The organism is Nonlabens sp. (assembly GCF_047636915.1).
GTDB lineage: Bacteria > Bacteroidota > Bacteroidia > Flavobacteriales > Flavobacteriaceae > Nonlabens.
The window spans coordinates 1-9895 of the sequence record NZ_JBLIGN010000091.1 but is presented as its reverse complement, the minus strand read 5'-3'; the positions used below and the strand labels follow the sequence as shown (position 1 = coordinate 9895).

Here is a 9895-nt window from a genome sequence, read left to right as displayed (position 1 = left end):
ATCAGTTAATTAATGATTTTTCGCTAGGACTTTTTTTCTGGCAACTTGTTATCTTCATAGGCTTAATTTTCTTGATGGCAAAATTTGCTTGGAAACCTATACTTAATAGTTTAGACGCACGGGAGCAGGGAATTACAGACGCACTTGCTGCTGCTGAGAATGCCAAGCTAGAAATGGCAAATCTCGAAGCATCGAATGAGGCAGCTGCACAAGAAGCTCGCAATCAAAGGGACGAGATGCTTAAAGACGCTCGTGAGATTAAGGAAAAAATGATTTCCGAGGCATCAGGACAGGCTCAGGAGAAAGCAGATAAGATTATCGCTAGTGCTCAAGAAGCTATCGAATCTGAGAAAAAAGCCGCTCTTGCAGATATTAAATCTCAAGTGGCTAATCTTTCTGTAGACATTGCAGAGAAATTGACTCGCAAAGAGCTTTCTGAAAAAGACGCTCAAAGCAAACTTATTGAACAACTACTAGCCGAGGCAAATATTTAAGAACATGAGATTATCAAGAGCTTCATCACGTTACGCAAAAGCCATTCTCTCCCTAGCGATAGATGAGAATAAGGAGGCAGCCGTAAATGAAGATATGAAAAGCATCCTTGTAACGGTTTCTAAAAATAAGGAACTGAGCAATTTTCTTTCTAATCCACTGGTAAAAGCAGACCAAAAGCGCAACGCTTTACATCAGGTTTTTAAAGATGCTGGTGATGTTACCAGGAAGATTTTTGACTTACTCGTAACTAACAAGCGCACAGATATTCTTTTGGATGTCGCTACCAGTTATATCGTTCTTTTTGAAGAAATGAACAAGCGTGAGATCGCTACGGTAATTACAGCTGTGGAAATCACTGCAGATCTTGAAGAGAAAGTTCTTGCAAAAGCTAAGGAACTGGCAGGAAAAGAAGTAACACTAGAAAAAGTAATTAATCCCGCTATACTTGGAGGTTTTATCCTTAGAGTAGGCGATAGAGAGATCAACGCTAGTGTATCAAATAAATTAGGAGAACTTAAAAGAACCTTTGCTAGTAACTAGCTAGAGTTTTTTAGGTGTTCCGTTTTCTTTTTATTTCGTTTTCGCGAAAGCGAAATAAAAGAAGCTCATGCCGCATTTAATGAGGCAATAAGGCGATATATTAACAAACATTACGATCTATAAAAAGATCCTTTAAACAAGCTTAAAAACAAGAACATGGCAGAAGTAAATCCAGCAGAAGTATCTGCAATACTTAAGCAACAACTATCAGGTTTTGATGCAACTGCGTCACTTGATGAAGTGGGAACCGTACTTACCGTAGGTGATGGTATCGCACGTGTTTACGGTCTTTCTAACGCACAATATGGAGAACTTGTTTCTTTTGAAAGTGGACTGGAAGGAATCGTTCTTAACTTAGAAGAAGATAACGTAGGTGTGGTTCTTTTGGGGAAATCGTTGGACATTAAAGAAGGTGATACCGTTAAGCGTACCGAGCGTATTGCTTCCCTTAAAGTAGGTGAAGGAATCGTTGGTCGTGTGGTGAACACTCTTGGTGAGCCTATAGATGGTAAAGGTGCTATAGAAGGTGATCTTTATGAGATGCCCTTAGAACGTAAAGCTCCGGGAGTAATTTATCGCGAGCCCGTTACAGAACCTATGCAAACGGGTATCAAGTCTATTGATGCGATGATTCCTGTAGGTCGTGGCCAGCGTGAGCTAGTAATCGGGGATCGTCAGACGGGTAAATCTACCGTTTGTATCGATACGATTATCAATCAAAAAGAATTTTACGATGCTGGGGAACCAGTATATTGCATCTATGTTGCGATAGGGCAGAAAGCTTCTAACGTAGCATTAATAGCTAAAGTACTTGAAGAGGCTGGAGCACTTGCTTATACAACTATTGTAGCCGCAAATGCATCAGATCCTGCTCCTATGCAAGTATACGCACCGTTTGCTGGTGCAGCGATAGGCGAGTACTTCCGTGATACAGGTCGTCCGGCACTTATTGTATTTGATGATTTATCTAAGCAAGCTGTTGCTTATCGTGAAGTATCTCTATTGCTACGTCGTCCACCAGGACGTGAGGCGTATCCTGGAGATGTATTTTTTCTTCACTCTAGATTATTGGAGCGTGCGGCAAAAGTCATCAATAACGATGCCATTGCAGCAACAATGAATGACTTGCCAGACAGTTTGAAGCCTATCGTAAAAGGTGGTGGATCTTTGACAGCACTTCCTATTATTGAAACACAAGCTGGTGATGTATCCGCATATATCCCAACCAACGTAATTTCTATTACAGATGGACAGATTTTCCTTGATGGAGATTTGTTTAACTCTGGTGTGCGTCCAGCAATTAATGTAGGTATTTCCGTGTCCCGTGTAGGTGGTAACGCGCAAATCAAATCGATGAAGAAAGTATCTGGTACTTTAAAACTGGATCAAGCAGCATATCGTGAATTAGAAGCCTTTGCAAAATTTGGTTCTGATTTAGATGCCGCTACTTTAAGTATTATCGAGAAGGGAAAAAGAAACGTTGAGATTCTTAAGCAATCGCAAAACGATCCTTTTCCAGTAGAAAATCAAATAGCAATTATCTATGCAGGTTCTAAGAACTTATTGAGAAATGTGCCTATTGATAAAGTAAAAGAATTTGAAAGAGATTATTTAGAGTTGCTTAATGTAAAGCATAGAAGCACGCTAGATACTCTAAAAGCTGGAAAGCTTACGGATGAAGTGATTGATACACTAACAGCAGTAGCAAAAGACCTTTCTAGCAGGTATTAAATAGGTTATGAGGTATGACGTCAAAGGTTATGACTTATAAATTTGAATTTGGCTTATAAATCGTTAAAATGAGTTACTAGGAAAGTCCTATCAGAACTAATAGTTTTGTCTTTGCTTGTGAAATAGTTCATTTTATAGATTAATTAAAATTTCATAAGGACCTTGAGCTCGCATCTCAATTATTACGAAGTGGAACCAGTATTGTTACAAATACTAGAGAAGCTCAAAGAGGTGTAAGTACAAAAGATTTTAAGAATAAGTTTGGAATAGCGCTTAAAGAATCAGATGAAACCATGTATTGGTAAGAAATACTGGAGGCAACAGGAAGAACGGTTACTAAAGGATGGATGGATAAATTTGAAGAGTGGATACGTATTTTTAGTTGCAATTATTAAAAACTCATAACTCGGAACTGATTAAAATTCTAAGGTAATTAAAAGGAATACTAGATAAGGGTTATTGGATCATAGGTTTTTTACTCAACAACTGAAAACTCATAACTCATAACTCATAACTCTGAACTGGAAACATGGCCAACTTAAAAGAAATAAGAAACAGAATATCGTCCGTATCATCCACCATGCAGATTACCTCTGCTATGAAGATGGTAAGTGCAGCAAAGCTAAAGAAAGCGCAAGATGCCATTACAGCTATGCGTCCTTATTCTGATAAGCTTACGGAGATTCTTCAGAGCCTTAGTGCAACGATGGAAGGCGATGCAGTAAGTAAATTTACAGAGCAAAGAGAGGTAAATAAGGCACTTGTTGTTGCGATTACTTCTAATCGTGGTCTTGCAGGGGCTTTTAACTCTAACATCATCAAAGAGCTGACTCGTCTGAATCAGAATGAATTGAAAGGTGTAGCCGTTTCTTATATGGCTATAGGAAAGAAAGCAAACGATTTTGTAAGTAAAGCATCTCCTGTACAGTCTAATAAAAGTGATCTTTTTGATAATATTTCTTACGATAACGTCGCTGTAATTGCTGAAGAATTAATGGAGCTCTTTATTACAGAAGAGTTTGATAAGATCGTTATTGTTTACAACAGCTTTAAAAACGCTGCTACTCAAATTGTAATGACCGAAGATTTCTTACCTCTTAAGCCAGTGGTAAAAGATGAAGACGCACTTCAAGAACAAAAAGAATTGGATTATATTTTTGAGCCTTCTAAAGAAGAGATCATTGAAGAACTAATTCCTAAGTCGTTAAAAATGCAATTGTATAAAGGGGTACGTGATTCTTGGGCTAGTGAGCACGGAGCGCGTATGACCGCTATGCACAAAGCAACAGATAACGCAACTGAATTGAGAGATCAATTGAAACTGACGTATAACAAAGCACGTCAAGCAGCGATTACCAACGAGATTCTTGAAATCGTAGGTGGCGCTGAAGCATTGAACGATTAAAAACTAATAACCGTTAGCATGCGGTATTTTTTATACATCTATGGAGATATAAAGGCCTTTCAGAATTTCTGAAAGGCTTTTTTTATGCGGTATATTTAAAGGCATCCTATTTTCTATGTAACATTTTAATGCTTTTGTATCTAAAGGGTACATCATTAAAACACAACACATGAAAAATTTATTCCAATTATCACTTCTTATTTTATTATTGATGGGTCAAAGCGTTGCTGGTCAATCTACAAGTATTCAAGTAACCGTAACAGGTAACGGAAACCCCGTAATATTTCTTCCTGGTTTTGCAAGCGATTCCAGCGTATGGAATACAACGGTTTCAAAATTTTCAAAGACGCATCAATGCCATGTCATGGAGTATTCTGGTTTTGGAAAAGTAGCGCCTATTGAATTTCCATGGTTACCTTCTATTCTTGAAGATTTAAAAACCTATGTTGCTGTGCTAAATAGTAAAAAACTCACCGTCGTTGGTCACTCTATGGGCGGCACCATAGCCACGTGGCTCGCTGCTCAACCAGAATTAAAGATTACAGAAATAATAGTGATTGATGGATTACCTGCTACTGGAGCGTTGATGATGCCTAATTTCTCTCCAGAAAACATGGTTTATGACAATGCTTATAACAATCAGATGCTGGCGATGGATGCCGCTGACTTTGAACAAATGGCTGCTGGAATGGCTGCTGGAATGGCAACCGATCCGGAGCATCAAAAAACAATTAAAGAAAATATTCTTAACTGTGATCGCAAAACCTATGTCTATGGATATACCGACTACCTTAAATTAGATGCAAGACCATTGCTTAAAAACATAAGTATCCCCGTCACGATTATAGGAGCAGGAAAACTTTATGGTAAAGAAATGGCCTTAAAAACCTATAAAGAGCAGTATGCAAATCTTACAGGCTATACCCTTAAAATTAATCCAGATGCAAAGCACTTTATTATGATGGATGCTCCTTTATGGCTAGAAGAGCAACTGAATCGTATTTTAGTAAAATGATGATGGATCAAAAGACTGCTTTTGAAGAGCTTTATAAACGCCACTATAATAAGGTGCTGCGACTTTGTCTAGGTTATGTTGCCGGTGATCAAAACCTTGCTCTCGACTTAGTGCAAGAGGTGTTTATCAAAGTATGGGAGCACTGGGATAGCTTTAAAGGCAATTCCCAGCGATCTACCTGGTTGTATCGCATTACAGTAAATACTTGTTTACAGCAATTGCGCCACCATAAAAAGTATCAAAAGACTTCAATAGATATTCTTGATAAAGAAGTGGTTGTTGAAGAATCTCAAAACAGAGAAAATCAATTTGTACAGCTTTATTCCTGTATTAGTAAGTTGAACAAAGAAAATAAAACCATCTTATTGCTCGAGCTAGAAGGAATTCCACAACAAGAAATAGCAACTATAATAGGTATTCAAAACAATGCTCTTAGAACGCGTTTAAATCGCATCAAGAGTTCACTTACTAAATGCGTCAACAATGAAAACATTTGAAGAAATACAAAATTCCTGGAAACAAAACGATGCGCCCATCGATAAAGATTTTTTAATTGAACTATCGAGTCGTGTCCATTATTTAAAATCGAAGAATCGCATGACTATAGCAGTGTTAACCGTTACTATGTCAGTTCTTATAGCTTATTTTTTATGGGTTGGTATGAATGCTCCTCTCGTTTTTATTATAGGATTGCTACTCATGATCACAGTAGTATTTACTCGTGTTTTAGTAGAATTTCAGTCCATCAACAAGTTGTCAAAAATAGCGTTGGACACCGCTTTTTATGAGCACCATAAAACAATTCAAGTATATCACACTTCTAGATTAAAGGTACATCAGGTTCTAACACCATCGCTTTTGATCATCTATTGGATAGGTTTTGGAATGCTTTTACCTACCTTGAAAGTTCATATTTCTTCGTTTTGGTTCAGTTACGTGTGGATTTCAAGCATTCCCATAGCAATAGGGATGGTTATTTTTATCGCGTACCACATTAAAAAAGAACGCAACTCTTTAAAAGAATTACAGGAAGAGCTTGCTGGCGATTAAGTTAGAAGGGAATGTTTATTTCAAATTTGTCTGTCATCGGTTTATGTTATTTCAACATCAATAAGATTTTAATAATTACGCTCCACCAGTTCCATAAAACGGTCAGCATAAGTTTCTTTTCCTTCCCAGTTATTGTAATCGGGCTTTACCATTGCGTTTATAAAATTTTGCGCATCAGCATAAGTAGTTCTTGTGTTCAGTTGTGAGATCACCCGATTAAAATCTTGATCGCTGCCATTAAAAAGGTGTTTGATAAAACCCAGTCGGTCATTCATTCCAAATTTCAATCCTTTATGAAGACGGTCGTTTAGAGAAACTGGCTTTTCGTCAGATTTAGCATCATTCACTTTACGTTCAAAAACAGGCATGGTCTGGAAATCTGCTGTGATTTCTTCCAGGTCATTTTTGGTATATCGTTTGGGGTCAGTCATATCAATTTTCTCCTCTTCTTCCTTAGGAATATCAATATTTGCACTGGTTTTTGGTACTTCATCAGGCATTTCCTGTACCATTTTACTGATGGTAGCTATTCCGGGCAATTCTATTTCTTCTCTCGTATCGTCATCTATAGGCATGAAAAGATAGCTCAGATCCTTATCTGCAAACGCTTCCTCTACTTTCTCTTGTGTACCTTCCATAACTTGTTCTACCTCATCTGTAATGCTGTCTACATCTTCTTGTGCTTCTGCAAAAGCATCAGAAAGTCTGCGTTCTATTTCAGCATCTCCAGCATTGGGCAGTATGTCTGCAAAATGCTTTTCGGTAAAAGCGAGTACGGTAAGCTTTTCATATAATTCTTTGGCAATGGATTGCAGCTCGCTTACATCTTCCTTACTTTTAAGTTGGAGAATACGGTGGGCAAGGCTGGTAAGATCTGCTGCTATTTTCTTTTTCATAATGGGATTATTGCCGCTGGTTTATTTGTATTTTTGAATTCTTAAAGGGAAGAAAAAAATCTTCATACTTAACGCCTGTAAATTACAAAATGTTTCTAGAAAATACGGTTAATCATAAAGAGCAATTCGGTTGGATCGAGGTAATTTGTGGTTCCATGTTTTCTGGTAAGACAGAGGAGTTGATAAGACGTTTAAAACGAGCACAGTTTGCACAGCAAAAAGTAGAGATTTTTAAGCCTGCCATTGACGTGCGGTATGATCAAGAAATGGTAGTTTCTCACGATTCCAATCAGATCCCAAGTACACCCGTTCCTGCGGCGGCAAACATTCCTTTATTAGCTAATGACTGTCAAGTAGTAGGAATCGATGAGGCGCAATTCTTTGATGATGAAATTGTTGCGGTGTGTAACGCGCTCGCAAATAGCGGTATACGGGTTATTGTAGCTGGATTAGATATGGACTTTAAGGGAAATCCTTTTGGACCCATGCCAGCGCTTATGGCAACGGCAGAGTATGTGACTAAAGTACATGCCGTTTGTACTAGAACAGGAAATCTCGCCCAATATTCTTATCGTAAAACAGCAAATGACAACGTGGTAATGCTTGGAGAACAACAAGAATATGAACCATTGAGTCGCGCTGCTTATTACAAAGCCATGCTTTCTAATAAATTGAAAGATATGGATGTCGATGCAGAAGAAGTGAACGATAAAAATGTCTTATAAATGCAATACAAAGGCACAAGGCTAGAAGTTGATCTGGATGCATTAGCGCATAACTACCACTATTTGCGCAGTAAAATTAGTGACACCACAAAATTTATGTCGGTGGTTAAGGCAAATGCTTATGGTCACGGAATCGTACCTATTGCCCAAAAATTGCAAGATTTAGGGACGGATTATTTTGCTACCGCTTACACAGAAGAAGGTGAGGAACTTAGAGATAATGGGATCATAAAGCCCATTCTCATTCTTCACCCACAGCAACACAATCTGGAGGTGTGTATAGATCGTTGTCTAGAACCGGTTATTTATAGTCTGGAGACGCTGGAGGCGTTTACCGCTTTCGCGAAAGCGAAACAGCAACAATCTTATCCTATACATTTAGAATTTAATACAGGATTGAACCGCATAGGAATCGATGCTGATGACGTATATAAAGTTCTAGAAAAGATGAAGTCAAGTCCAGAAATTAAGGTACGGGGCTTACAATCTCATCTTGCAGCTAGTGAGGATACGAATGAACAAGCGTTTACCAAAAGACAGATTGATCTTTTTGAAAAAGTAGCGGTTGTTGTAGAATTAGAATTAGGCTACGAAATGATGAGGCATGAATCTAATACGAGCGGTATTCTCAATTATAAAGATGCTCACTTCAACATGGTACGTTCTGGAATAGGTCTGTATGGCTACGGTAACGATGCACAATACGATGTGAATCTCAAACCTATAGCAACACTTATTTCAAACATCTCACAGATCAGAACTATAGAGGCCGGTGAAACGGTAAGTTACAATCGCAAATTTGTGGCAAAAGAACGCACTACTTATGCCGTTGTAGCTTTAGGTCATGGCGATGGCATCAATCGTATTTATGGTTATGGCAAACTTAAAGTGCGTATCAATGGAAAAGAAGCTCCTACATTAGGTATTATATGTATGGATATGTTTATGGTGGACATTACGGACATAGAAGCAAAGGTAGGTGACGAAGTAATTATCTTTGATCCAAAATTACACACTTCCAGGCAAATGGCAGAGGAGGCTGGCACTATTTCTTACGAGCTACTTACTGGAATTCAAAAACGTGTCAAACGTTTTTATAAGAACGCTTCCTCTTAATTGGGAATCTTTTGCCTTATTCGTTAAAGGAATTCAAGAGTTTTATCATGAAAATTAAAGTTACAGACTTAGCTGTAGCCGTTATTCTTGGTGGTGCGATGGGAGCAGTGGTAAAAGGCTTTGTCAACTTGGTTATGATGCCTGTAATTGGACATTTTGCAGGCGGTGTTAATTTTGCCGATTTAAAAGTAGTGCTTACCGATGCTGTTACTGCTGCGGATGGTAAGGTTACCATTCCAGAAAACGCCATTATGTAGGGTGCATGGATCAACACTATTATTTCTTTAGTGATAGTTGGGTTTGTTTTATTCCTTATCGTTAAAACATATAACAAAACTAAAATCGAGCGGAAGTTGTTGCACCAGCTGGACCGGCTAAAGAAGAACAGCTTCTTATGGAAATACATGATGCGATCAAATTACAGAAGTAATTAGTAGCATATAAGTTTTAGTCTACTGCATGTAGCCGTCTTATTTTTTAATAAGGGGGCTTTTTTCATGGTACATCTTCACGTTTGTTCCTGATAGTTCTTTCCTCATTAGAAAAATCAACAGGGACAATGCTGTTTATAACGTGGTGGAATGACCTGCATAGGAATGGGGTTTTATTACTTAGAACAAGACTTATTTTAATAAGTGTCATTAAACATGTCATGAATTTGTTTTGGAGTTGCTAACCACTGATCGTGATTCTTTATACGGAGAATAGGTTCTGTTACCTTAGAGCTCCTAGCTATAGAGGACAAATTCTCTACCCAACTAAAATTATAGAAATTTTATAAGGTTAAGACGTATTCAGGCAATACTTTTACCACTTAAATTTCAAACTTATGAAAATAGCTGTTGTAGGGGTTACCGGTATGGTAGGCAAGGTGATGCTGCGTATCCTTGAAGAGCGCGATCTAACTATTTCTACGCTTATT

General features: G+C 38.0%; 12 protein-coding genes. 11 read left to right on the top strand and 1 reads right to left on the bottom strand.

Going from position 1 to position 9895, the window contains the following annotated elements:
- The 8 genes from ACJAT0_RS11255 to ACJAT0_RS11220 all read left to right on the top strand — a co-directional run.
- On the top strand, positions 1 to 494 hold a 494-nt coding region (locus ACJAT0_RS11255; RefSeq protein WP_415181727.1), incomplete at its 5' end, for a F0F1 ATP synthase subunit B.
- 4 nt (positions 495 to 498) lie between these two features.
- Complete coding sequence (gene atpH / locus ACJAT0_RS11250; protein ID WP_415181726.1) at positions 499 to 1035, top strand: ATP synthase F1 subunit delta; 537 nt, start codon at positions 499 to 501, stop codon at positions 1033 to 1035.
- Between the two features lie 156 nt (positions 1036 to 1191).
- A complete protein-coding gene (atpA, locus tag ACJAT0_RS11245; protein WP_374002689.1) occupies positions 1192 to 2766 on the top strand; it encodes a F0F1 ATP synthase subunit alpha in 1575 nt (524 codons plus the stop codon).
- Positions 2767 to 2966: 200 nt separating this feature from the next.
- Entirely contained in the window at positions 2967 to 3071 is a 105-nt protein-coding gene (locus ACJAT0_RS11240) for a four helix bundle protein (RefSeq protein ID WP_415181728.1), read from the top strand.
- Between the two features lie 224 nt (positions 3072 to 3295).
- Positions 3296 to 4171 (top strand): ATP synthase F1 subunit gamma, encoded by an 876-nt coding sequence (gene atpG / locus ACJAT0_RS11235; protein ID WP_374002690.1) that lies wholly within the window; start codon positions 3296 to 3298, stop codon positions 4169 to 4171.
- Positions 4172 to 4340: 169 nt separating this feature from the next.
- Complete coding sequence (locus ACJAT0_RS11230; RefSeq protein ID WP_415181725.1) at positions 4341 to 5186, top strand: alpha/beta fold hydrolase; 846 nt, start codon at positions 4341 to 4343, stop codon at positions 5184 to 5186.
- A complete protein-coding gene (locus ACJAT0_RS11225) occupies positions 5147 to 5683 on the top strand; it encodes an RNA polymerase sigma factor (protein ID WP_415181724.1) in 537 nt (178 codons plus the stop codon). The genes ACJAT0_RS11230 and ACJAT0_RS11225 overlap by 40 nt, the downstream gene beginning before the upstream one ends.
- Positions 5670 to 6236 carry a hypothetical protein gene (locus tag ACJAT0_RS11220; protein ID WP_415181723.1) on the top strand — a complete coding sequence of 189 codons (567 nt, stop codon included), beginning with the start codon at positions 5670 to 5672 and terminating at the stop codon, positions 6234 to 6236. Before ACJAT0_RS11225 ends, ACJAT0_RS11220 begins: the two co-directional genes overlap by 14 nt.
- A 68-nt stretch (positions 6237 to 6304) precedes the next feature.
- On the opposite strand, the gene ACJAT0_RS11215 is transcribed toward ACJAT0_RS11220, so the two are convergent.
- Positions 6305 to 7132: a hypothetical protein gene (locus ACJAT0_RS11215; protein WP_415181722.1), complete on the bottom strand. Its 828-nt coding sequence runs from the start codon at positions 7130 to 7132 to the stop codon at positions 6305 to 6307.
- An 89-nt stretch (positions 7133 to 7221) separates the two neighbouring features.
- Between ACJAT0_RS11215 and ACJAT0_RS11210 the strand changes: the two genes are divergently transcribed.
- Genes ACJAT0_RS11210 through ACJAT0_RS11200 form a run of 3 tightly spaced genes read left to right on the top strand, consistent with a single transcriptional unit; the run spans position 7222 to position 9230 of the window.
- Positions 7222 to 7857 (top strand): thymidine kinase, encoded by a 636-nt coding sequence (locus tag ACJAT0_RS11210; protein WP_374004178.1) that lies wholly within the window; start codon positions 7222 to 7224, stop codon positions 7855 to 7857.
- Positions 7858 to 8973, top strand: coding sequence for an alanine racemase (gene alr / locus ACJAT0_RS11205; RefSeq protein WP_415181721.1), 1116 nt, complete (start codon positions 7858 to 7860; stop codon positions 8971 to 8973). It begins immediately after the preceding gene.
- Positions 8974 to 9020: 47 nt separating this feature from the next.
- Positions 9021 to 9230: an MscL family protein gene (locus tag ACJAT0_RS11200; RefSeq protein WP_415181720.1), complete on the top strand. Its 210-nt coding sequence runs from the start codon at positions 9021 to 9023 to the stop codon at positions 9228 to 9230.
- Positions 9231 to 9895: the final 665 nt, after the last annotated feature.

Excerpts from the sequence above, each read along its gene's own strand:
- atpH (WP_415181726.1), top strand. The coding sequence starts at position 499 with ATGAGATTATCAAGAGCTTCATCACGTTACGCAAAAGCCATTCTCTCC.
- atpA (WP_374002689.1), top strand. The coding sequence starts at position 1,192 with ATGGCAGAAGTAAATCCAGCAGAAGTATCTGCAATACTTAAGCAACAA.
- atpG (WP_374002690.1), top strand. The coding sequence starts at position 3,296 with ATGGCCAACTTAAAAGAAATAAGAAACAGAATATCGTCCGTATCATCC.
- ACJAT0_RS11230 (WP_415181725.1), top strand. The coding sequence starts at position 4,341 with ATGAAAAATTTATTCCAATTATCACTTCTTATTTTATTATTGATGGGT.
- ACJAT0_RS11225 (WP_415181724.1), top strand. The coding sequence starts at position 5,147 with ATGGCTAGAAGAGCAACTGAATCGTATTTTAGTAAAATGATGATGGAT.
- ACJAT0_RS11220 (WP_415181723.1), top strand. The coding sequence starts at position 5,670 with ATGAAAACATTTGAAGAAATACAAAATTCCTGGAAACAAAACGATGCG.
- ACJAT0_RS11215 (WP_415181722.1), bottom strand. The coding sequence starts at position 7,132 with ATGAAAAAGAAAATAGCAGCAGATCTTACCAGCCTTGCCCACCGTATT.
- ACJAT0_RS11210 (WP_374004178.1), top strand. The coding sequence starts at position 7,222 with ATGTTTCTAGAAAATACGGTTAATCATAAAGAGCAATTCGGTTGGATC.
- alr (WP_415181721.1), top strand. The coding sequence starts at position 7,858 with ATGCAATACAAAGGCACAAGGCTAGAAGTTGATCTGGATGCATTAGCG.
- ACJAT0_RS11200 (WP_415181720.1), top strand. The coding sequence starts at position 9,021 with ATGAAAATTAAAGTTACAGACTTAGCTGTAGCCGTTATTCTTGGTGGT.